The organism is uncultured Ralstonia sp. (assembly GCA_913056305.1).
Taxonomy (GTDB): Bacteria; Pseudomonadota; Gammaproteobacteria; order Burkholderiales; family Burkholderiaceae; genus Ralstonia.
In genome coordinates, this window is sequence record CAJXMR010000038.1 from 1 (window position 1) to 21,758 (window position 21,758).

A 21,758-nucleotide genomic window follows, 5' to 3' on the forward strand; every position below is an offset into this window, starting at 1 on the left:
TGGCCGACGCGCTGGCCGAGCAGGCCGACCTGCCGCGCGTGAGCCTGACCAACGTGGTGCTGGGCGCGCTGGCCGATTGCCTGCCGCGCGACATGGCGGTGCGCCATCACGTGGTGCCGTTCTCCATCGGCGAGGATGGCTCGCTCAACATTGCCGTGTCGGAGCTGCCTGACGGCGCGGTGCTGCAGGAACTGGCGCAGGCCGCCGGGCGCAAGGTCTCCTGCTTCATGGCGTGCGAGCACGAGATGCACGCCGAGCTGGCGCTGATGGCCGACCCGACCCGCCGTGCCACGGTGGTGTTCGGCCCGGCGGCGTATTCCGCCACGCTGGCGGTGGAGTCGCTCGCAAGCATGAGCCAGAACCCCGGCCAGAAACCGGCGGAGCCGGTATCGCCGGCAAACCCTGCTACCGCGCCGCTCACGCCGGCGCCGGAGCCAGGCAAGCCCCCATCCAAATCCACTGTTGCCGGAGGTGTCGCATGAGCTCCGCTCGCGCTACTCGCCGCCAGATCCTGAAGCGGTTGCGCTGGCCGATTGCGGCAGCGGTCTGGGCACTGTGCCAGGGTGTCCTGGCACAGCCCGCTGCAATGCTGCCGCTATCGCCCGAGGCGTACCACTATGCTGATCGCGCCTACCAGTCGATCGCCGCCAACCAGCTGGACGTGGCCGAGCAATCGGCGCGGGCCGCGCTCGGCAAGCAGCCCGACAGCCTGCAGCTCAACCTGCTGCTGCTGGATGTGCTGACGCGCAAGGGCCAACTGGATGCCGCGCGCGAATTGGCGGATACGCTCCGCACGCGCTTTCCAGACCAGCCGCGCGTGTATGCGCAGCACGGCTTCCTGGCGCAGAAGGCTCAGCAGCCAGAGGTGGCGGAACAGGACTTTGCCAAGGCGCTGGAAGGCACCGACTGGACCCCGCAGGAGCAACGCAACCTGCGCCTGGCATGGTCGGACAGCGCGTACGCGGCCAAGCATGTCGACGCTGCGCTGCAGGCCCTCGCCCCGCTGCAGGAGCAGCCCGCGCCGGACATCCAGATCCGCCTCGCGCAGGCGCGTCTCATGGTGGGTGACCGCGAAGGTGCCGCGCATGCCGCAGCGCTGGCCGGCGCCCAGGCCGACGACCCTGTCCGTCAGCGTTACGCGCGCGCGCTGTATGCCCAGGCGACCGAGCCCGATCAAGGGCCCGCCACGTCGCCCAACGATCCGCGCGTGATCGGGCAGCGCGCACTGAACGAGGCCTACGACCACTTGCGCGCGCACGACGATCGCGCCGCATTGGAGGCCTTCCAGCGTGGCTTCGCAACCGGTGAGGGCAACTGGGGCCACTACGCCGATGCCGCCTACGCCGCCAAGCGCCTGGGCGACAACCCGACTGCCATCTCGCTGTTCCACGCGAGCCTTGACCACGCCGACAGTGACGGTGCCAACGGCGACGGTGACCAGCATCTCTCGGCCGACAGGCGCTTTGGCTATCGGCGCGAGGTCGAGCAAATGCAGCGCACGTGGGGGGCGGTGCTGTCTACCGCGTATCAAGCCTCGGCATTCGGCCTGCCCACCAACAACAGCATCCTGCAGGGCGGCGCCGAGGTGTATTGGCAGCCTCCAGGCATCGGCTACCAGGACGGCCGCATCCTGCAGTTCTTCGTGCGCGGTTACGACAACCTCTACGACGGCTCGAGCGCGCCGGCAGGCCTGCCGACCGCGCAGGGTTCGGTGGGCGCGCGCTACAAGCCGATCAAGGACACCAACCTCGTGTTCACCGCCGAGCGGCTGATCAAGGTCGGCTCGCAGTCGATGAACGACACGCTGCTGCGCATTGGCTATTCCACCGACCAGGGCATCGACCTGCAGGTTGCCAAGCCCCGCTGGCAGACCTGGCAGGCCTATGGCGAGGGCGCGTACTTCGTCAATGCCGGACGGTTGATCGTGAGCGGGGAGGCGCGCTATGGCCACACCTGGCGCCTCGACACCGTCAGCGACCGCCTGACCGTCTACCCGCACATTGTGCTGGCGGGCGATCACGACAACAAGGCCGTCAACCAGATGGCGCTGGGCGTGGGGCCGGGCCTCAACTTTCGCTACTGGTTTCGCGAATCGAAGTACGCCGCACCGGCCAGCTGGCTGGATTTCACAGTGCAGTTTCGCGCGCCGCTGACGCATGCGGACCGTGCAAAGGGTTTGGTGGTACGCGCCATCTTGTGGTTCTAGCGAGATTGCGTGTCACGCATGAAACGATTTTGAATCGACTGGCGGGCCGCGCACCGAGAGGTGTCGCGGCACCTGTCCGGCAAAGGCGTCGCGACACCGTGGGATGCGGCGCCGGGGTACATGGCATGGCCTTCGCTCAACAGCGAGGCCTGCCTTTGACATCGGGACAGGTGCGTCTGCCGCGGCACTTCCATGAGGGGCCAGCGCGCAGGCAGCAGGGGGAGTCGATGATGAGGAAGATCTTGACTGTGTTCGGCACGCGCCCGGAGGCCATCAAGATGGCGCCGCTGGTGCAGGCCTTGCAGGCCGAGGCGGGCATCGCGTCCGCTGTGTGCGTGAGCGCGCAGCACCGCGAGATGCTGGACCAGGTGTTGCGGCTGTTTGACATCGTGCCGGCGTTCGACCTGAACGTGATGCGCAAGGGGCAGACCTTGTCGGAGGTCACGTCGGCGGTGCTGGTGGGCATCAACCGCGTGCTGGATACGTATGCGCCCGATGCCGTGCTGGTCCACGGCGATACCACCACCACGCTCGCCACCAGCCTGGCGGCGTTCTACCGGCGCATCCCGCTGGGGCATGTGGAGGCGGGGCTGCGCACTCGCAACATCTGGTCGCCATGGCCGGAGGAGCTGAACCGCCGGCTGACCGATGCGGTCGCCACCTGGCACTTCGCCCCCACCGCGCAGTCCCGCCAGAACCTGCTGGACGAGGGCATCGAACCAGAGCGGATCACCATGACGGGCAACACCGTCATCGACGCGCTGCTGGCCGTCAAGTACCGGCTCGATTCGGATCCGGCGCTGGCCGGCGAGATGGCTGCGCTCTATCCGTTCCTGCAGGCAAGCCGCAGGCTGATCCTGGTGACGGGGCACCGACGCGAGAACTTCGGCGAGCCGTTCGAGCGCTTCTGCGTGGCGCTGCGGCTGTTGGCGGCGCGCCATCCGGACGTGCAGATCGTCTATCCGGTGCACCTGAACCCGAACGTGCAGAAGCCCGTGCGGGCCATCCTCGGCGGGCACGACAACATCCACCTGATCGCCCCGCAGGGCTACCTGCCATTTGTCTACCTGATGGACCGCGCCTACCTGATCGTGACCGATTCGGGCGGCATCCAGGAAGAGGCGCCCGCGCTGGGCAAGCCCGTGCTGGTCACGCGCGACACCACCGAGCGGCCCGAGGCCATCGCGGCCGGCACCGCGCGGCTGGTGGGCACCGATACCGGCTGCATCGTGCGCGAAGCCGAGCTACTGCTCACCAACACATCCGAATATCTGCGCATGGCGCATGCGCACAACCCTTACGGCGATGGGCAGGCCTGCCGGCGCATCGTCGATGCGCTGAAGGCGGCGCTCACCGCGCCCGAGCAGGACACGCAACGCGGCCCCCGGCATCTCCATGCCGATTCAGCGGCTGCGGATGCACAAGTCATCAAACTGGAAGCGGCACGCGCCACGGCGCCAGGGCCGTCCATTCATCGCCTGAACGGCTAGGAGGCTCTGATGAAAGCGCAACGAATCGTCGGCGGATGGCTGCTCGCCTCCGCCCTGGCAGCGGGCTGGATGTTCTCGGTGCCCGCCCAGGCAGCGGGCTCGGACACCACGATCACCGTCAAAGGCAAAGCGGAGCACGGGCCCAAGAAGCCCGGGCCGGGTGTGATGGACGTGGACGGCCGCGTGTTGCCGCCTGAGCGTCCGACGGCGGGCCAGGTCGAGATCCATCCTGGCATGCCGCAAGAGGACCTGAGGGAAGCGGACCACGAGCGGGGTCCGAACTTTAACGCTGGGCAGTTCCGCAAGGCGGATGGCTCGGTGCATCGCGATTGAGCCGGAGAGCCATCATGAAGACATTGCTGCGCAAATTTGCTTTGGCGCTGACGCTCGGGATCGGGCTGTTCTGCACCTCGCTGACGCTGACGGCGCCTGCGCAGGCGCAAACCTGCACGGTCGGCCTTGGGCCCGTGTGCGTGTCGCTGGGCCTGGGCACACCCGCCTCGGCGCAGACCACGCCGGCCAAGATGCTGATCCTGTATGACGCGCCACCCAACGACCAGTACACCAACCTGGGCATGTCGTACGCGATCATGCTCGACAACCTGCTCGGCCACTTCAATACGGCCGTCACGCTGCTGCCGGTGCAGAACTACACCGCCGGCATGACCGAGCAGTACACCGCCACGTTCTACATGGGGAGCTACTACAACAACCCCATTCCGGCGGCGTTCCTGGCCGACGTGATGAGCACCAAAACGACCATCGTCTGGTTCAAGTACAACCTGTGGGAGCTGGCCTGGAACACGGCCTACACGTTCACCGCCCGCTATGGCATCAACTATGTCAGCCTGGCCGGCATGAATGCGCCACCGTCGTCGACCAATCCCAACCCCGGGTTCTACGATACGGTCTCGTACAAGAACCAGTCGATGGTCAAGTACTACGCCTTCAATGCCACCACCGGCGTGATCAGCGCCGACCCCGACATCGGCGTGACCTCGGTGGCCGATGCGACCAAGGCCACCAGCCTGGTGACCATCACCAACTCGGTGAGCAAGGCAACCGCGCCGTACGTGATCCGTTCGGGCAACTTCTGGTACTTCGCCGACATGCCGTTCTCGTACATCGGGCCGCGTGACCGCTACCTGGTCATCTGCGACATGCTGCACGACATCCTGGGCACCAACGCGCCGACGCAGCACCGCGCGCTGATCCGGCTGGAAGACGTGGATGCGCTGGTGTCGGTGCAGACCATGACCACGCTGACGGACTGGATGTACAGCAAGAACATCCCGTTCTCGATCGCGGCCATTCCGCTGTACAAGGACCCGAACGGCGTCTACAACGGCGGCGTGTCGCAGACCATCCACCTTGTCCATGCCAGCGGGCTCAAGCAGTCGTTGAACTATGCGCGAGCGCGCGGCGGCAAGGTCCTGATGCACGGCTACACGCACCAGTACAGCAACATCCCGAACCTGGTCAACGCCGTCAGCGCCAACGACTTCGAGTTCTGGCTCGCCACGCAGAACCGTCCGGTGAATGAAGACTCGACGCAGTGGGCGTCGCAGCGGCTGTCGTCGGGCCTGCTGGAGCTGGAGCTCAATGGTTACGTGCCGTTTGCATTCGAGGCGCCGCACTACCAGTCGTCGCCGCTGTCGATCAAGGCGGTGCCGAAGTATTTCGGCTCGGCATACCAGCGGGTGGTGTACTACACGTCCGATAACCCGCAGACGCTGAACTCGACGGCAGCCGGGCATGACTTCTCGGTCGGCCAGTTCTTCCCGTACATCATCAACAAGGACTACTACGGCCAGCGTGTCATTCCGGAGAACCTGGGCAACATCGAATACAACATCTGCAACATCGACCCGTCGTCATGCCTGACGTACACCGCGCAGGACATCCTGACCAACGCGCAGTACGCGGTGGCGGTGCGCGATGGCTTTGCGTCGTGGTTCTTCCACCCGTTCTGGCTGGAGCCGAGCATCAACGAGCCGGGCTTTACCGACTTCCAGGCGGTCATGAACGGCATCAGCGCGCTGGGCTTCACCTGGGTGGATCCCAGCACGGCGCAGTAGCCATCGCGGTGGCTATGAAAGGGGCACGTTTGATACTGGCGATGGCGGCGCTGGTGTCGAGCGTGTCCACCCAGGCGGCCGAGCCGGCCGGCGCCTTGCCCGCCGGCTTTGCGCCGTTGTATGGGGTGACGGTCGATGCGGTGGACGACGTCGATGGCGTGGTCGACGCACTGCGCCACCTGTCGCGCACGCCCACGGCGCGCATCGTGTTCGACGAAGGGATGGGCGCGCAATACTATGCCGCCCCGGTGGAGGCCATCCGCCGTGTCGCCTACGTGATGGGCGAGCTGGTCGATTCGTCCACGCTCACGGAGTACTCCGCCCCGCAGGTTGGTGCCCGTGCCACGGCTTACCTCGACGTGCTTGGCGAGCACGTCGATCTCTGGGAAATCGGCAACGAGATCAACGGAGACTGGACCGGCCGCACGCGAGACGTCGTCGACAAGACGCTGGCGGCCTACGACGCCGTCAGGCAGCGCGGCGCCCGCACCGCGCTCACGCTCTACTACAACGAAGGCTGCGCCGAGTCCCCGTCGCGTGCGATGTTCGCTTGGGTCGAGCACAACCTGCCGCCGCGCCTGCGCAACGGTGTCGACTACGTGTTCATCAGCTTCTATGAAGACGACTGCAAGATCGCCGCGCCCGACTGGGATACGGTGTTCCAGCGGCTCGGCCATCTGTTCCCGCAGGCCGCGCTCGGCTTTGGCGAGGTCGGCACCCGGCACGCGTCACGCAAGCGCGCCTTGATCGCCCGCTACTACGGGCTGACAGTGCATCACCCGCGCTATGTCGGCGGCTACTTCTGGTGGACGTTCCGGCAAGACATGGTGCCGCGCTCGCGGCCGCTGTGGCGCGACATCGAGGCGGCCTTCCAGGCCATGCCGACGCGGCCGCCTCAGTTGCCCGATTCGGTCACGCGTTAGCGCGGGGTGTCATGCCGTGCGCCGTGCCAGTACCCGGCCGCGGTGGTGGCGTGTCGGACAGTACCGCTTCGTCTTCCTGGCGCGTCACGCGGATGGTGCGCGTGGGCAGCGCAAAGGCCGTGCCCAGCGCCTCCAGCCCCTCCAGGATGGCCAGGTTGATGCGCTGCTGGATGTCCATGTAGAGATTGAAATCCGGGCTGGTGACGAAATACACCACTTCGAAGTTGAGCGCGTTCTCGCCAAACTCCTTGAAGTGCGCGCGATCGAAGCGCGTGTTGCCGGTAGCCTCCACCGCGGCGCGCACGATGCCGGGAATCTTCTGCAGCTGCGCCGCGTGCGCGTCGTACGTCACGCCGAAGGTAAAGACGATACGTCGTTCCGACATCCGTTTGTAATTGTGGATCGTGCTCTTGAGCAGCGCCGTGTTGGAGGTCACGATCTCCTCGCCCGACAGGCTGCGGATGCGCGTGGTCTTGAGCCCCACATGCTGCACCGTCCCCGCGATGCTGTCGAAGACGATGAAATCGCCGATCTCGAACGGCTTGTCCAGCCCGATCGCCAGCGAGGCGAACAGGTCGCTCAGGATGCTCTGCACCGCCAGTGCCACGGCCACGCCGCCCACCCCCAGGCTGGCGATGAAGGCGGTAATGTTGACGCCTACGTTGGCCAGGATGGCCAGCAGCAGCATCGACCACAGCACAAAGCGCAGCACCCACGCCAGCATCGAGGTGATGACCGGATTGCGCGCCGCCGGCCCCTGCGCCGCAAGCTTCTCGCGCATCCACAGCGTGACGCCGCGGTTGAGCCACAGCGCAATCTGGAAGCCGATGATGACGAACCAGATGTGGTCGAGCCTGCCGGCAACGCGCGCCGGCAGGTCGATGAAATACGACCCGGCCAGCAATGCCGCGAGCCCGATGAACAGCGGGTGCGTATCGTGCAGGACCGCCGCAGCCGTGGTGTCGAAACGAAGGCCGGTGCGCCGGGCGCGCGCCTCGAGCCGGTTGCCGATCAAGCGCAGCACGTTCGAGAGCAGCGCATAGACGATCACGACGGTCAGCGCCGCCGCCGCCCAGTCGCGCGCCGGCACGCGCAGGAAGGTGTGGGTATTGAGCCACTCCATGAGCATCCCCTGACAGCAGTCACGGGAGGTGGCGCCGCACAAAACGTGCCCGACCCGGGGCGTGGCCGGGGTCGGCTAGTTTGCGGACGCGGCGGTGTTGGCCGCTTCGTCATCGTTGGCGCTGATCTTGCTGGAGGGCACGCACACCCGATTGCGGCCCTGGCGCTTGGCCTCGATCAGCGCCAGGTCGGCGTCGGCCAGCAGGTGGGCGAGATCCTGCCCAGGCTGCAATGGCGCGGCGCCCACGCTGATCGTCAGCGGACCCGCCGGGTGGCGGTGCGGGGCCACGGCCACCTTCAGTCGCTCGACCACGGCCAGGGTGGCGCCCAGGCTGCAGCCCGGCAGCAGCACCGCAAATTCGTCGCCACCCAGGCGCCCGAAGATGTCGTTCGGACGCAGCGCGCCGGCCAGCGCTTCGGACAGCGCCACCAGCGCTTCGTCGCCGGCGGCGTGGCCCCAGGCATCGTTGATGGACTTGAAATGGTCGACGTCCAGATACAGCGCGCACAACGGCTCGCCGTGGTGCTGGGCGCGCTCCACCGCGAAGCCGCCCAGCTCGAAGAAGCGCTGGCGTGCCAGCTGGCCGGTCAGGTGATCGGTATTGGCGCGGTCGGTCAGGTGGAGCTCGGCAGCAAAGTGGCGCGCCATGGCCCGCAGCAGGTAGCGGTGGATGACCGCGCTGGCAGCGATGCAGATGGGCAGGTACAGCGCCAGCCCAAGCCAGGCATGGCGCATCACGGTTGCGGGCTCGTTGGCGGTTAGCAGGGCCACGACCGGCCCAGCCGCGCAGAGCGACATGGCGATGGCGAAATCGCGCCGCGTGAGCCACGCCGGGGCGGTCGCCAGCGGCATCAGGTAGAAGGCGGGCAGCACCCACTCGATCCCGGCCTGATGCCCGAACGCGATGATGGCGACTTCCTCCGCCAGCAGGTGCGCCAGCGCCAGCGTGGGCCAGGCACCGGTATGCCGGTTGCGCTGCGCCACCAGCACGATGGTCGTCAGCAGCGCGAGCATGGCCAGCAGCGGTGCCAGTGCATGCAACAGCCCCGCCGCCCAGCCCAGCGCCACCGCAAAGCCGTACGCCAGCACCCCGCACTTGCTGAGCGCAAGGATCATCGGCACGAAGTGGCGCGCCTGGTAGTCGCGCGAAGGCGCGCGTGCGTCAGGCAGGACGGAGAGGAGGGGAGGATTCGCGCTCAAGACAGTTTTAAAAAGCGTCCTGGCGCGTATGAGTGATGCGGGCGCTGGAGGCTTGTGGCCGGGGTAGTGCGCTACCGAAGCGCGCATTCTAACGGCGGGTTGGGCCGCCGTGCGGCCTTTTTCGTGGGGTCCCGCCCAGCGTGGGGTGCGGCAATGTTGCACGGCGCGGACGCCCGCGGTAGATCAGCCCGCCAGCACCTGCCGCACCAGCCACACATTGGCGACGCTGATGATGCCGAACAGGCACCACGCCAGCATCGACGTTAAACGGGTGTTAACAAATGCGCCCATCAAGGTTTGGTCGTTTGTCATGCGGATCAGCGGAAACATCGCGAAGGGCAGCTGCAAGCCGAGCACCACCTGACTGATCACCAGCAACTTGCCCACGGCATGGTCGCCCAGCATCGCCACGCCGATGAAGGCCGGGATCAGCGCCAGCGCCCGCGTGATGAGACGCCGCTGCCAGCAGGGGATGCGCAGGTCGAGAAAGCCTTCCATCAGGATCTGGCCGGCGATGGTGCCGGTAAAGGTGGAGCTTTGCCCGGACGCCAGCAGCGCAATGCCGAACAGCAGTCCGGCCGCGGCGGTGCCCACGATGGGTTCCAGCAGGCGGTAGGTGTCCTGGATGTCGGCCACGTCCTGGTGGCCGTTGGCGTGGAAGGCCGCCGCCGCCAGCACCAGGATGGCGCCGTTGATCACCAGCGCCAGCGCCAGCGAAAAAATCGTATCCAGCCGCGACAGCCCGACCGCCTCGCGGCGTGCGGCCTCGGTGTCGGCCACCACGCGGGTCTGCACCACGGATGAATGCAGATACAGGTTGTGCGGCATCACCGTCGCGCCGAGGATGCCGATGGCGAGGTACAGCGGCTCGCGTGTGCTGATGGCCTGCCAAGAGGGCATCAGCCCGGCCGCCACCGACGGCCAGTGTGGGCGGATCAGCGCCAGCTCGACGAAGTAGCACAGCCCGATGGTCAGGATCAGCCCCAGCACGATGGCTTCGAGCTGGCGGAAGTTCTTGCCCTTGAGGCCCAGCACGATCAGCGTGTCCAGCGCGGTCAGGGCCACGCCGGCCAGGATGGGCACCCCCAGCAGCAGGTGGAAGGCCAGCGCGCAGCCGAGTACCTCGGCCAGGTCGCAGGCGACGATCGACAACTCCGCCAGCAGCCATTGCACGCGCACGGCGCCGGGGCGGTAGCGATCGCGCGAAAGCCGCGCCAGGTCCTTGCCTGTCACGATGCCCAGTCGCGCTGACAAACACTGCAGCACCATCGCCGCCAAGCCGGAGAGCAGCACCACGAACAGCAGCGCGTAGCCGTAGCGCGAGCCGGCCTCGATGTCGGTGGCCCAGTTGCCGGGGTCCATGTAGCCGACTGACACCAGCAGGCCCGGACCGGCAAAACGCAGCAGCTTTTTCCACAACGGCGCGTCCACCGGCATGGCGACGGTGCCGCGTACCTCGGACGGGCAGAACGGCGCGGTGGCGGTGGTGGGCAGGGCGGGTAGGCGGAACATGGCGCAAAGGCAATCGGAACTGCGCCATGATAGCCAAGCGTGGCGATTGGCATGGCACGCGTGCGGGCCGAAGCATCTCGGGCGACGTTATGCTCAGAGAAGTCTGACGGACCGGCCATCCTTGCCTTGGCTGGCAAGCACCGGCGAACCCAGTACTGTGGCGAGGGGGGCGGCGCGGGCAGGCATCGGGCACCTCCGACTTGTGTCTGACTGTGCCTATTTTTGTTACGCAACTTTAAGGAAATGCTCAGACCGTTGCGGTAGATTGCGCTGTCTGCCGGCGCGTGTCGCCGGCGTTTTTGTTGCCTCGAGCGCACACAACGTGCTCAGGAGTTGCCGCACATGAATGCCATCCTGCTGATCGAAGATGACCTGCCTCTCGGAACCGCGCTGGCGCGAGCACTGCGGCAGGCGGGCTACAACACGACCTGGGTGCGCCGCCTGATGGACGCCCAGAAGTGGATGTCCACCAACAGCTTCGAGGCCATCGTGCTCGACCTGGGCCTGCCCGATGGTGAGGGCCATACCTTCCTCGAAGAACTGCGCGCGGCGCACAGCGACGTCCCGGTCATCATCGCCAGTGCGCGCGATGCGCTGTCCGAGCGCCTGCAAAGCCTGGATGCCGGCGCGGACGATTTCCTCGTCAAGCCCTTCCCCGTGGATGAGCTGATCGCCCGCCTGCGCGCCGTGCTGCGCCGCCATGCGGGGCAGAGCACCAACCGCTGGAGCGTTGGCTCTCTGGTGGTGGAGCCCACGCAGAAGCGCGTCACGCAAGACGGCAACGTGGTCGAGCTCACGCCGCGCGAATACCAGCTGCTGTTCGAGCTGGTGCGCCGCGCCCACCGCTGGGTCACGCGCGAGACGCTGATGGACGCGCTCTACCGCGAAGGCAACCGCGTCAGCGCCAACGCGCTCGAAGTGGTGATCCACCACCTGCGCAGCAAGCTGGGCGAGGGCGTGATCCAGACCATCCGCGGCGTCGGCTACATGATCGGGGGCAACCGGTGAGGTTGACGGTTCCCGCCATCCTGCGGGTCCGCTCGCTCTCCTTCCGTCTTTATGTATTGATCCTGCTGGCGCTGATCCTGATGCTGCTGGTGCAGCTGGTCATCGCTTATCTGGAAATCTCGCGCAGCAACAGCCGGCAGGTCGTCAGCGAGCTGCGCATGTCGGCCCAGGCCTATGCTGACCTGACCTCGTTCAACCTGGACGACGTGCCGCGCCGCGAAGAATTCCTGCGCCGCCTCACTGACATCAAACTGGGCCTGTCGCAGCCCGACATCCTTCCCGGCGAGTTCCGCTACGTGCTGTGCGATCGCGCCGGCAACGTCGTCACGGCGTTTCCTGGTGCACCAACCATGCAATGCGGCAAGGCGCACGGCAAGGTGGTCGAGATCATGCTTGAGGGCGCGCCGTGGCGTGCCTATACCGTCGACAGTGTGGACGGCAAGCTGACCGCCACCGTCGCCCAGCCGATGTCGGCGTACGACCGCGCCATCCGCGACCTGTTCCACGAAGTCGCGCTGACCATGGCCGTGCTGGCCGCGGTGCTGATGGTGATGGTGGGCTGGGCCGCGCATCAGGGCTTGAAACCGTTGCGCATACTGACCCGCCAGGTCGAGTCGCGTGACAGCACTGACCTGGAACCCGTGCAGCGCGTCGAGCATGCCGAGCTCAAGCCGCTGGTGGAGGCGCTCAACGGCCTGTTTGCGCGCGTGCGGCGCGGTATCGACGCCGACCGCCGCTTCTTCGCCGATGCCGCGCACGAGCTGCGTACGCCGCTGGCGGCCATCCAGGCGCAGGCCTACGTGGTCTCGCATTCCGACAGCGAGGAAGACCGCGCTACCGCCCTGCGCGAATTCGATCGTGGCATCTCACGCGCAACGCAATCGCTGTCCAAGCTCCTGGCGCTCGCGCGGCTGGATGCGCGCCGCACCGAAGCGCAGCTGACACAGGGGGCGCTGTCCGATCTGGCCGGTTGCGCGCGTAGTGGCGTGATCCAGCAGGCGTCGCGCGCGGAGCGCCGCAACATCACCTTGTCGTACGACGGCGAGAGCCAGGCGTGGGTGCCGGTGTCGCATGAAGACGCCGCCACGCTGGTGGAGAACGTGCTTGACAACGCCGTGCGCGAAACGCCGAAAGGCGGCGAGGTGCATGTGAGCGTGCAACGCCTCGACATCGATGGCCTGGTCACGATCGAGCTGCGCATCGAGGATACCGGCCCCGGCATTCCCCCCGACGAGCGCGAGCGTGTGTTCGAGCGCTTCTATCGGCCGCGCGATAGCCAATCGCAGGGCAGCGGGCTTGGGCTGGCGATCGTGCGCCGCATTGCCGAGCTCGGCAATGGCTCGGCGACGATCGAGGATGGTATTGGTGGCAAGGGCTGCGCCGTGGTGATCCGCCTGCCGGCACTGGCCGACGTGCCTGAGCCGCTCGAGCCGGACGGCGCGCCCCCCGGCATGGCGGACTGACGCGCGGCCGGTGCGAGGGCCGCGTTGGCGCGCCTCGCACCGCCAGCCACCTCGACGATCAATACCCGACCGTAAAGCGCTGGCGCGGGTGCGCCGGATGCTCGGTCTCGTCCAGGAAGGCGATCGCAAAGTCTTCCATCGAGAGCCAGCTCTTGCCGTTGGCATCCGCCAGCAGCGTGTCGTGCCCCAAGCGGAAATGGCCGGTGCGCTCGCCCGGTTCGAAGAACGCTGACGGCGACACGAAGGTCCAGTTCAGTTCCGTCTCCTTACGCAGCGCATTCAGGAAATCGCGGCCAGCCGAGGCTTCGGCGTGATACTCCTTCGGGAATTGCGGCGTATCGACCAGCGCCACGCCCGGCGCCACTTCCAGGCTGCCTGCGCCGCCGACCACCAGCAGGCGCGGCACACCGGCCTGCTTCACGGCACCGACGATCTGGTCGGCGCTGGTCTGCAGGAAGCGCACCGTGCTGTAGGCCACGTCGTTGCCCGCCAGCGCCGCCGCCAGTGCGGCCTGGTCGGCCACGTCGACGTCCTGGGTGGTCAGGCCTGCACGAGCCGGCAGCTTGGAGGCGGTGCGCGCGATGGCCGTTACCTGGTGGCCGCGGCGCAGCGCTTCGTCGATCAGGCGGGTGCCCACGCGCCCCGTGGCGCCGATGATTGCGATCTTCATGTTCAACTCCTTATCGAGTGGTTGGTCATTTATATGTAATTAATGCAGTTACATATGCAGGTAAAAAAACACGCCGGCACGCCAAGCCTCAAGCCCGGCGACGACGGCGTTGAGCGTGTTCCACCTCATCGAGCATGCCGGCGATGGTCTGCCCGGCAAGTTCGGCTTCCATGGCAGCCTGCGCGCGTTCGGTCACGCGCTCCAGCACGCCGGTGATCTCGCGGCCCACCTCGCACGCCGGATTTGGCGCATTGGGCGGCAGCGCGATCAGTACCGATGATTCCACCACCCGGAACACGTCGAGCAGCGTGATGCGATCGGCCGGCCGGGCCAGCATGGCGCCGCCCGTCGCGCCCATCTGCGAAGTGATGAAACCGGCCTCGGCCAGTTGCGCCACCAGGCGGCGGATCAGCGCCGGGTTGGTGCCCACGCTGCCTGCAATCAGCGACGACGGCACGGGGCCCTCCGCGCTGGCAAGCAGCGTGAGGATGTGCACGGCGACGGCGAAACGGCTACTGGTGGACATGGCGATCAATGAAACTGTTACCAGTGTAGATACAGTTCGATGCACGGTCAACCCCGCTCGGGATCACCCTGGCCGGGCAGCAGCGAACCCGGCCAAGTGGGTGTTCCGCAATGCATTTGCGCTGGCGATCACCAGCCGGGGCGTGTTCGCCGCGTGAGCACCAAACGATCTATGCGCGCGGTCCGCAAAAACGCAATTCGCTGCCGTGCCGTGGTGTGCGAACGGTACCATCGTCGGCGCCGCTGCTTCTACAGTTGGAGCCATATGCCGTGGCTGTGCCACTGGCCCCGCGTTTCTCTTGGCATCCAAACACACAGGAGTGTTCTCATGGCCCTTCGGGATTTCAAAGTGCTGACCTTCGACGTCGTCGGGACGTTGATCGACTTCGAGGGTGGCATGCTCGCCTACCTGCGCCGCGCGGTGCCCGACAGCACGGTGACGGACGACGCGTTCCTCGCCGCCTACCGCGCCGCGCGCAAGCGGGGCCAGACCGAGTGGTATCCCGATGATCTCGTGCCGTGCTGGCACATCGTCGCGCAGCAGCTTGGCCTGCCCGATACCGATGCGCTGGCCCGCGGTTTTCGCGATTCAGTGGCGGACTGGCCAGCGTTTCCCGATTCTGTTGAAGCGCTGCAGCGCCTGCACAAGCACTTCAAGCTCGTGACGATGACCAACGCCCAGTCCTGGGCGCTCGCGCATTTCCAGAAGACGCTCGGCTCGCCGTTCGACATGCTGCTCGCCTGCGACGATGCGCTGTGCGAGAAGCCCGACGCGCGCTACTTTGCGTATGCGCGTGGCCGCTACGAGGGCGCCTGGGGCTTCAAGCAGGCCGACAACCTGCACGTGGCGCAGAGCCAGTACCACGACATCGGCATCTCCAAGCGCTTGGGCATCACCACCTGCTGGATCGAGCGACGCCACGGCATGAAGGACTCCGGCGGCACCATCGAATCCGAGCACACCGTGCCCGACTACCACTTCCACACGCTCGCGCAACTGGCCGACGCGGTCGAGGCCGGGCAGTGATCTGATGCACGATTGCCGCACCGGTGGTCGACATGCCACCGGTGCGCGCCGGCGACTCTCCCTTCCAATTCCATTGCGCGACACCTCATGGGTATCACCATCCTTCATCAGTCCGCCGCGCTTGACGGCTTTGAGCACCAGGGCACGCCCGCCCGCGCGCTGACCCAGCCACCGTGTGAGTTCAGCGGCATCGACATCGATCTCGCGGGTGCCGGCGAGAATCGCACCGGCCTGTGGGAATGCACACCGGGCCGCTTCGAGCGGCAACTCGCGAACGCCGAGGTCATGCATATCCTGGCGGGCGCCTGCACCTTCACGCCAACGGGCGGCACGCCGCAAGCCATCCGCGCTGGCGACACGCTGTTCTTCCCGGCCAACACGACCGGTGAATGGCACGTGACGCAGACGCTGCGCAAGGTGTTTGTAGTCCTGGCGGCCTGACCACCGCCGCCTGACCTGCTGACAGGTCAGGCGGTTGCCTGCAGGATCTGTGGAAGGGCAAAGCGCCCGATGGCATACGGCTCCAGCGGAATCGACGTATGCCCAGTGGCAATCAGCTCAGCCATGGTCTCGCCCACACCGGGGCTGATGGCAAAGCCCTCGCCGTTGAAGCCGAAGGCGTAGTGCAGGCCGGGCACCTTGGCGCTTGGGCCCATCACCGGTTGCCAATCGGCGGTATAGCCTTCGATGCCGCTCCACACGCGGATCAGCTGCACATGCTCGAAGGCCGGCACGAAGCGGCGCAGTTCGCGCAGCTGGCGCAGCACGTTGTCGGGTTTGACGTACGCACGGATCGTGTCGGTATGCGCCGGCCCCTTGAGCCCGCCGCCAAAGACGATGTTGCCGCGCGAGATCTGGCGGAAATACAGCCCCTCGTATTCGATGGGCGATGACAGTCCGATGGATGGGCCGATGGCATACGGCAGTGGCTCGGTTACGCCCATCTGCGGGCCGCGCGCCTCCAGCGGCACGGGCTCGCCAAACTGCTCGGCCATGCGGTTGGACCAGGCGCCGCAAGCCACCAGCAGTTGCGGCGCGCGAAAACGCCGGCCGTCGGCGGTATGGGCGATAAAACCGTTGGTGTCGCGCTCGACGTGCATCACCTCGGCATGCTCGACGATGTGCGCACCGGCGCGCCGTGCTGCACGCGCGAAGGCGGGGCCGGCCAGGCGCGGATTGGCGTGGCCGTCCTGCGGCGAATACGACCCCGCCACCACGCCAGGCGCGAAGATGCCCCAGCGCTGACGCAACTGCTCGGCATTGAACAGCTCCAGGTCCAGTCCGAGCGGCTTCACGTCGCGTGCATGCTGCTCCAGCACGGCGGCCTGCGCCTCGGTGTAGCACACGCGCAGATGGCCATAGGGGACGAACTCCAGATCCTCGCCCAACAAGGTCTTGACGCGGCCCCACACGTCGCGCGCGCGGTTGGCGAGCGGCATCTGGTGCAGTGCGCGGCCCTGGCGGCGCACGTTGCCGAAGTTGGTGCCGCTGGCCTGACGGCCCACCAGCTCGCGCTCCAGCAGCGTGACCGACAGGCCGTGCTGGCGCAGGAAGAAGGCGGTGGTGGTGCCCATCAGCCCGCCGCCGAGCACCAGCACGTCGGTGTCGTACGCGCTTGTGGTGGCTGTCGTTGCCGCGCTGCTCATGCCTGCACCTCGCGTGTATTCATCATCAGTGGCTTGACCGGCGCTTGCGAGCGCAGGCGGCCGACCTGTTCCACCGGCACGCCGCAGGCATGCGCCACGATCTCGGCAGCGGCATGCCCGCAGAAGCGTCCCTGGCAGCGGCCCATGCCGACCCGGCTGAAGGCCTTGGCGCGGTTGACTTCCTGGCTGTCGAGTTCGGTCACGCAGCGGCGCAGCTCGCCGGCGGTCACGGCTTCGCAGCGGCAGACCACCGCGGTATCGGGCAGCGCGGCGGCCTGCGCATGCGGCCACGGAAAGGCGCGCGCCAGCCCCTGGCGGAAGCGGTCCATCTGGCCGAGTGTCTTGCGCAGCGTCGCCGATTCCACGGCGTACTGCACGCGGCCGGTCTCGTGCCCCAGGTCAGACAGCGCGGCGAGTGCCGCGAGCCGCCCCGCGGCTTCCGCGCCATCAGCCCCGAGGATGCGCGCGCCGTCGCCAGCGAGATAGACGCCGGGCGTGCTGCTGCGGCCATCCTCGTCGATACGCGGAAGCCATTGCCGGCTCACCGGTTCGAAGGTGAAATCGCAGCGCGCGAGGTCGGCGAGTTGCGTCTCAGCGCGCAGATGCCAGCCCAGGCCGACGGCGTCGCAGTCGAAGCGCTGCTCACGGCCGCGGGCGTCGCGTATGGTCACGGCCTGCACACCGAAGGCGTCATCGCCATCGATGGACGACGGTGTCACGCCTTGCAGTAACGGCACGCCCGCCGCCTTGAGCGCACGAATCAGCCCGAGCCCGCGCAATGCCAGACGCGGGCGTGCCAGCAATCCGGCGATGGCACTCCACGACTTGCTGGCCGGCGCGGTGTCGAGCACTGCCGCCACGCGCGCGCCAGCCTGCACGTACTGCGATGCCACGAGGTAGAGCAAAGGCCCGCTTCCGAGGAAGACGATCCGCGAGCCGATGGCACAGGCCTGCGCCTTGAGCGCGATCTGCGCGGCGCCCAGGCTGTAGCAGCCGGCACGGTGCCAGCCGGGCACGGGCATGAGGCGGTCGGTGGCGCCAGAGCAGACCAGCAGCGCGTCGAAGGGCAGCGTCTGCGGCCGGCCGTCGCGCACCACGTGCAATGCGCCTTGGGTCAGGTTCCAGGCCAGGGTTTCGTGGCGGTAATCGATGTGCGCGCGCAGGGCGTCGAAATCGTGGTGCAGCGCCTGCGCCTTGTCGGCCTCGGTGCCGTAGAGCTTGGCGTAGGGGCGCTTGAAGCCCTCGGGCTGGCGGCGATAGATCTGGCCGCCATCACGCCGGCCCTCATCGATCACGATCGGGCGCAGGCCCGCTTGCACCAGGGCCTGGGCGGCGCGCACACCGGCCGGACCGGCGCCGACGACGACAACGCGCGGCGCAGTGGAGGGCGTGCTCATGCGGCAGCCTCCGGCGCGTGGCGCGCTAGCGTCTCCTGCAGGTCGAGCGTCACCGGCCAGTGGTGCGCGGGTGGCCGGGTCAGCAACTCCATGCCGGCCTCGGCAGGGGTGGAGCAGGCGCGCAGGCGCTCGCCGGCGGGCGTCCACACCCAGCAGTCCTGGCAGGCGCCCATCAGGCAGAAGCCCGCGCGCGGGCCGTCGCCAAACTCGCTGTCGCGCACGCGCCGGCCCTGCGTCAGCAATGCCACCAGCACCGTGTCGCCCGCCAGTGCGGTGGCGCTCTGGCCATCGATGCGCAGCGTGATGGCGGGGCGATCGGCTTCGGCCAATCGCACGAAGCGCGCGGGCGGGTGGTGGGCGTCGTCGGGCATGGGGCGCGGATCGGGCTAGCGTTGGTTGGGGAACAACCGTTCGATCGGGCAGTGCGTCTTGATGAACGGCGATTTGATGACGATGTAGCTGAAGTACTTGGCGATGCCGATGTTGCGCTCCAGCAGGCCCTCGATCACTTCCTGGTAGTGGTTGACGCCCCGCGTGATGAAGCGCAGCAGGTAGTCATAGCCGCCGCTCAGGAGGTGGCATTCGAGCACCTCATCCACCTCGCGGATGGCGGCCTCGAAGCGCACGAAGGTCTCGCGGTGGTGGTCCGACAGCGTGACCTCGGTAAAGACGGTGAGCGTGTCGCCCAGCTTTTCCAGCCGGATATGCGCACCGTAACCGGCGATATAGCCGGCTTGCTCCAGGCGCTTGACGCGGATCAGGCACGGGCTGGGCGACAGGCCCACGGCGTCGGCCAGGTCCACGTTGGTCATGCGCCCGTTCTTCTGCAGTTGGGCGAGGATGCGCAGGTCCAGACGGTCGATCTTGAGGGCTTCGGTCATGGCGAGGGCGAAGGCGTGGAAGATAGATCCGATTCTGCGGCAGCCAGCGTCTGTTGTGTGCGTTCGTGTGACGTCAGGCCAGCGCGGCGCGCACGGTGGGGAAGGCCAGTACGTCGTCCAGCGTTGTCTTCAGCCGCGCGAACAGTTGCGCGAATTCGTCCTCGGTGTACGTGAGCGCAGGGGCAAAACCCAGGATGTTGTCGCCGAACGCCCGGAACACGATGCCGTTGCGGTAGGCAGCCGAGGCAATCAGATCGGGTAGGCCGAGCGCCGCATCGAAGCCGCGCTTGGTGGCCTTGTCGCTCACCAGTTCCAGCGCACCCAGCAGGCCGCGGTGGCGCGAGTCGCCCACTAGCGGATGATCGAGCAGCCCGTCCAGCCCCGCGCCAAAACTGGCCGCGCCACGCTGGCCGTTGGCGAGGATGCCGCCTTCCTCATACAGGCGCAGCACTTCCAGTGCCACCGCCGCGCTGACCGGATGCGCCGAGTACGTCGCGCCATGGCCGATGGGTGCGCCAGCGGGCGCGCCGTCGGCAATGCCGGCGTAGATCGCATCGGAGATCAGCGTCGCGCCCATCGGCACGTAGCCCGCCGTGAGGCCCTTGGCGACGGTCATGATGTCGGGGTCGACGCCCTCGGCATCGCACGCGAACATCGGCCCGGTGCGGCCGAAGCCGGTGATGACCTCGTCCACCACGAACAGGATGCCCAGCTCGCGCGCCGCCTCGCGCATGGCCTTGAGCCAGCCCTTGGGCGGCACGATCACGCCGCCCGAGCCCTGGATCGGCTCGCAGAAGAACGCCGCCACGTTGTCCGCGCCCAGCTCGGCCACCTTGGCGTGCAGCGCCGCCACTGATGCGGCGATGATGGCCTGCGCATCGGTGGGGTCGGCCGCGCGGTACGGATTGGGCGAAGGAATGGTGTGCTGCGTCGGCAGCGGCAGGTCGAAGCCGCGATGGAACGCCGGCAGCGCCGTGAGGCCCGCGCCCGTGGACGAGCTGCCGTGGTAGCCACGTTCCAACGAGATGAAGTGCTTCTTCTCGGGTTTCCCGATCGAATTGAAGTACTGGACGATGAAGCGCACCGCCCCATCTACCGCCTCGGAGCCGCCCAGCGTCAGGTACACGTGGTTGAGCGAGCGCGGCGTGATCTGCACCAGTTTGTCGGCCAGGCGGATGGCCGGCTCGCTGCTGAAATGGAAGTAGCCCGTGGCGTAGGGCAGGCGGCGCATCTGCTCGGCGGCGGCCTGCACCACGCTCTCCTGGCCGTAGCCGACGTTCACGCACCACAGGCCCGCGAAGGCGTCGAGCAGTTCGTGGCCGTTGGCATCGGTCAGCCATGCACCCCGGCCCGAGGCGAGCACGGTCGGGCCACGCTGCTCGTGGGTGCGCCACGGCGCCACCGGGTGGATCAGGTGCGCACGGTCGATGGCATCAAGCGAGGCGAGCTGGGGCAGATCGGTGAGCTGGGTCATGGCGAGGTCCGTTCGTGCGGGAGCGCAATGGGCGCTCAATAGGCAATCGATGGGCTCAAGCGTAGGACGAGCGTGCCAAGGCTTGGTGCTGCTTTGCGGGGGTGGAACGCAGTGGGCTGCTGTTGTTCGGGCTGTCGCAGCAGATCGTGCGGCGAGCGGTTTCAGTAGCCGCGCGTGCGGTCCACCAGCCCGACCATCGGCTCGCCTGCGGCAAAGCGGCGGAGGTTGTCGATCACCACGGCGGCGGCGCTCAGCGGTTGCGTCATGCTGGCGATGTGCGGTGTGAGCTGGATGCGTGGATGGCGCCAGAAGGCGTGCCCAAGCGGAAGCGGTTCCGGGTCGGTCACGTCGAGCATGGCATCGGCGAGCTGGCCGGATTCCAGGGCAGCCAGCAGATCGTCACTCACAAGCTGCGGGCCCCGGCCCACATGCACCAGTGCCGCACCGCGCGGCAATTGCGCGAACAGCGCCGCGTTGAGCACGCCGCGCGTGGCGTCGGTCAGCGGCAGCAGGCAGACGAGGATGTCGGTGCGCGCGAGGAAGGCGCCCAGCTCGTCCTGGCCCGCGAAGCAGCGCACGCCATCGATGGTGTGCTGCGAACGGCTCCAGCCGGCGCAATCGAAGCCGAAATCCTGCAACTGCGCGAGCACGGCCTGCCCCAGCGAGCCGAGCCCGAGCACGCCAACACGACGCTCATTAGCCGGGCGCACCGGCAGCGGGCGCCACTCGCCGGCCTGCTGCTGGCGCCGGTAGGCCGGGATGTCACGGTGCAGGCTTAGCACGGCCTGCGTGACGTACTCGACCATGCCGCGCACGATGCCGGACTCGACCATGCGCACGACGGGCAGGGCGGCGGGTAGCGCCGCAAAGTTGAACTGGTCCACCCCCGCGCCCGAAGAGAACAACACCTCCAGATGCGGGAACTGCGTGGCGATGTCGGCGGGCGGCTCCCATGCCGCCAGAAAGCGCACCCGCTGCGGATCACCGATGTCGGGCCAGATGCGGAAGTCGATGTCGGGGGCGTGCTGGCGGAAGACCTCGGCCCATTGCCGGCCGCGCACGGGGTCGGACTTGTAGAGGAAGGTGGTGGTCACGGTTGGGGCGGCTAGATCGGGCGATGGGTGCGGTGGCTGGG

General features: G+C 67.4%; 20 protein-coding genes and 1 pseudogene. 10 read left to right on the forward strand and 11 right to left on the reverse strand.

Annotated features, from left to right (window positions below; genetic code table 11):
• From QZ609_RS09050 to QZ609_RS09075, 6 genes and pseudogenes are all read left to right on the forward strand, one after another.
• Positions 1–482: pseudogene (locus tag QZ609_RS09050) on the forward strand (glycosyl transferase family protein); the annotation flags it as partial.
• The gene (locus QZ609_RS09055; RefSeq protein WP_295493513.1) at positions 479–2,206 is read left to right on the forward strand and encodes a bacteriophage N4 adsorption protein A; all 1,728 of its coding nucleotides are present in this window, start codon (positions 479–481) and stop codon (positions 2,204–2,206) included. The pseudogene QZ609_RS09050 and the gene QZ609_RS09055, both read left to right, overlap by 4 nt.
• 230 nt (positions 2,207–2,436) lie before the next feature.
• Entirely contained in the window at positions 2,437–3,696 is a 1,260-nt protein-coding gene (wecB, locus tag QZ609_RS09060) for a non-hydrolyzing UDP-N-acetylglucosamine 2-epimerase (protein WP_295493586.1), read from the forward strand.
• A 9-nt stretch (positions 3,697–3,705) separates the two neighbouring features.
• The gene (locus QZ609_RS09065) at positions 3,706–4,029 is read left to right on the forward strand and encodes a hypothetical protein (RefSeq protein WP_295493516.1); all 324 of its coding nucleotides are present in this window, start codon (positions 3,706–3,708) and stop codon (positions 4,027–4,029) included.
• Positions 4,030–4,043: 14 nt separating this feature from the next.
• Positions 4,044–5,774 carry a DUF2334 domain-containing protein gene (locus tag QZ609_RS09070; protein ID WP_295493519.1) on the forward strand — a complete coding sequence of 577 codons (1,731 nt, stop codon included), beginning with the start codon at positions 4,044–4,046 and terminating at the stop codon, positions 5,772–5,774.
• 14 nt (positions 5,775–5,788) lie between these two features.
• Entirely contained in the window at positions 5,789–6,697 is a 909-nt protein-coding gene (locus tag QZ609_RS09075; RefSeq protein ID WP_295493522.1) for a hypothetical protein, read from the forward strand.
• Here QZ609_RS09075 and QZ609_RS09080 read toward each other — a convergent pair.
• The 3 genes from QZ609_RS09080 to QZ609_RS09090 all read right to left on the reverse strand — a co-directional run bounded on the left by QZ609_RS09080 (position 6,687) and on the right by QZ609_RS09090 (position 10,532).
• Positions 6,687–7,820, reverse strand: a complete 1,134-nt coding sequence (locus tag QZ609_RS09080; protein ID WP_295493524.1) for a mechanosensitive ion channel family protein — start codon at positions 7,818–7,820, stop codon at positions 6,687–6,689. The two genes, QZ609_RS09075 and QZ609_RS09080, sit on opposite strands and share 11 nt — an antisense overlap.
• Positions 7,821–7,895: 75 nt before the next feature.
• On the reverse strand, positions 7,896–9,020 hold the full coding sequence (locus QZ609_RS09085) for a GGDEF domain-containing protein (protein WP_295493527.1): 1,125 nt from the start codon (positions 9,018–9,020) through the stop codon (positions 7,896–7,898).
• Between the two features lie 183 nt (positions 9,021–9,203).
• The gene (locus tag QZ609_RS09090; RefSeq protein WP_295493532.1) at positions 9,204–10,532 is read right to left on the reverse strand and encodes an Nramp family divalent metal transporter; all 1,329 of its coding nucleotides are present in this window, start codon (positions 10,530–10,532) and stop codon (positions 9,204–9,206) included.
• 342 nt (positions 10,533–10,874) lie between these two features.
• Between QZ609_RS09090 and QZ609_RS09095 the strand changes: the two genes are divergently transcribed.
• Both QZ609_RS09095 and QZ609_RS09100 read left to right on the forward strand, forming a co-directional pair.
• A complete protein-coding gene (locus tag QZ609_RS09095) occupies positions 10,875–11,540 on the forward strand; it encodes a response regulator (RefSeq protein ID WP_295493535.1) in 666 nt (221 codons plus the stop codon).
• Positions 11,537–13,003: an ATP-binding protein gene (locus tag QZ609_RS09100; protein WP_295493537.1), complete on the forward strand. Its 1,467-nt coding sequence runs from the start codon at positions 11,537–11,539 to the stop codon at positions 13,001–13,003. The genes QZ609_RS09095 and QZ609_RS09100 overlap by 4 nt, the downstream gene beginning before the upstream one ends.
• 58 nt (positions 13,004–13,061) lie before the next feature.
• On the opposite strand, the gene QZ609_RS09105 is transcribed toward QZ609_RS09100, so the two are convergent.
• A complete protein-coding gene (locus tag QZ609_RS09105) occupies positions 13,062–13,673 on the reverse strand; it encodes an NAD(P)-dependent oxidoreductase (RefSeq protein ID WP_295493539.1) in 612 nt (203 codons plus the stop codon).
• An 88-nt stretch (positions 13,674–13,761) separates the two neighbouring features.
• Positions 13,762–14,199 carry an Rrf2 family transcriptional regulator gene (locus QZ609_RS09110; RefSeq protein WP_295493541.1) on the reverse strand — a complete coding sequence of 146 codons (438 nt, stop codon included), beginning with the start codon at positions 14,197–14,199 and terminating at the stop codon, positions 13,762–13,764.
• 327 nt (positions 14,200–14,526) lie between these two features.
• On the opposite strand from QZ609_RS09110, the gene QZ609_RS09115 reads away from it, so the two are divergent.
• Both QZ609_RS09115 and QZ609_RS09120 read left to right on the forward strand, forming a co-directional pair.
• Complete coding sequence (locus tag QZ609_RS09115) at positions 14,527–15,225, forward strand: HAD-IA family hydrolase (protein ID WP_295493543.1); 699 nt, start codon at positions 14,527–14,529, stop codon at positions 15,223–15,225.
• A gap of 87 nt (positions 15,226–15,312) precedes the next feature.
• Positions 15,313–15,666 (forward strand): cupin domain-containing protein, encoded by a 354-nt coding sequence (locus QZ609_RS09120; protein WP_295493546.1) that lies wholly within the window; start codon positions 15,313–15,315, stop codon positions 15,664–15,666.
• Between the two features lie 26 nt (positions 15,667–15,692).
• Here QZ609_RS09120 and QZ609_RS09125 read toward each other — a convergent pair whose 3' ends face one another.
• The 6 genes from QZ609_RS09125 to QZ609_RS09150 form a co-directional block, all read right to left on the reverse strand.
• Entirely contained in the window at positions 15,693–16,871 is a 1,179-nt protein-coding gene (locus QZ609_RS09125) for an FAD-binding oxidoreductase (RefSeq protein ID WP_295493549.1), read from the reverse strand.
• Positions 16,868–18,268 carry an NAD(P)/FAD-dependent oxidoreductase gene (locus tag QZ609_RS09130; protein WP_295493551.1) on the reverse strand — a complete coding sequence of 467 codons (1,401 nt, stop codon included), beginning with the start codon at positions 18,266–18,268 and terminating at the stop codon, positions 16,868–16,870. Before QZ609_RS09130 ends, QZ609_RS09125 begins: the two co-directional genes overlap by 4 nt.
• Positions 18,265–18,639: a (2Fe-2S)-binding protein gene (locus tag QZ609_RS09135; RefSeq protein ID WP_295493553.1), complete on the reverse strand. Its 375-nt coding sequence runs from the start codon at positions 18,637–18,639 to the stop codon at positions 18,265–18,267. The genes QZ609_RS09130 and QZ609_RS09135 overlap by 4 nt, the downstream gene beginning before the upstream one ends.
• Positions 18,640–18,654: 15 nt before the next feature.
• Positions 18,655–19,149: an Lrp/AsnC family transcriptional regulator gene (locus tag QZ609_RS09140; protein ID WP_295493556.1), complete on the reverse strand. Its 495-nt coding sequence runs from the start codon at positions 19,147–19,149 to the stop codon at positions 18,655–18,657.
• A gap of 73 nt (positions 19,150–19,222) precedes the next feature.
• Entirely contained in the window at positions 19,223–20,623 is a 1,401-nt protein-coding gene (locus QZ609_RS09145) for an aspartate aminotransferase family protein (protein WP_295493559.1), read from the reverse strand.
• A 161-nt stretch (positions 20,624–20,784) separates the two neighbouring features.
• A complete protein-coding gene (locus QZ609_RS09150; protein ID WP_295493562.1) occupies positions 20,785–21,717 on the reverse strand; it encodes a glyoxylate/hydroxypyruvate reductase A in 933 nt (310 codons plus the stop codon).
• Between the last annotated feature and the right edge of the window lie 41 nt (positions 21,718–21,758).